Source organism: Aphanothece microscopica RSMan92 (genome assembly GCF_046613545.2).
Taxonomy (GTDB): domain Bacteria; phylum Cyanobacteriota; class Cyanobacteriia; order PCC-6307; family Cyanobiaceae; genus NIES-981.
This window is the reverse complement of record NZ_JBKKKY020000361.1, coordinates 1-573: the sequence shown is the minus strand read 5'-3', so window position 1 is coordinate 573 and position 573 is coordinate 1. Positions and strand designations below refer to the sequence as shown.

The following is a 573-nucleotide window of genomic DNA, read 5'->3' as shown; positions in this document are numbered from 1 at the left end:
ATCACGCCGCGCCGCTCCGGCGGCGGCAGCCTGGACTTGAGGCAGGTCTCCGCATCCATGCTGGTCACGTCGACGCGCCCGTCGCGGATGAAATGCCGCTCCAGCGCAATCGCGTCCTCCGGGTGCAGCTCATTCGCGATCATGCGGTCACTGTCCCGCATCAGCCGCAGCGCCAGCTCGGGCGAGCCGGGATAGAGCCTGACACCGCCTTGCGGGTTGAGCGCGGCGATCACCGCGCGATAGGGCGCCAGCAGCGCTTCGGCCTCCGCGGCGAGCGGCTCCGCCAGCCTGCCGATGCCGCCTTCCCATTCCCCGGTCTTTCCCGCCTCGGTGCCGCCCAGATCATAGAGCCCGGTGCCGGCATGCGCGTCGATGATGCGGAACGGCTTGTCCTTCTTCTTCATGTTCTCGATCACGCGCGCCAGCACCGCGTGCTTCAGCACGTCGGCGTGGTTTCCCGCGTGATAGGCGTGCCGGTAGTTCATTCACCGAGCGTGATGGAGGCGAGGTCGATCATCGTGCCGTCCTGCCCGAGGTTGACGTAGAGAACACGGTCCGGCTTCGCGTCGTTCA

The 573-nt window shown here is 67.4% G+C and carries 1 protein-coding gene; it reads right to left on the bottom strand.

Annotation, left to right across the window (positions count from 1 at the left end):
- A partial coding sequence (rlmJ, locus tag ACLD7X_RS18005; protein WP_411425058.1) for a 23S rRNA (adenine(2030)-N(6))-methyltransferase RlmJ occupies positions 1-485 on the bottom strand: 485 nt, incomplete at its 3' end.
- Positions 486-573: the final 88 nt, after the last annotated feature.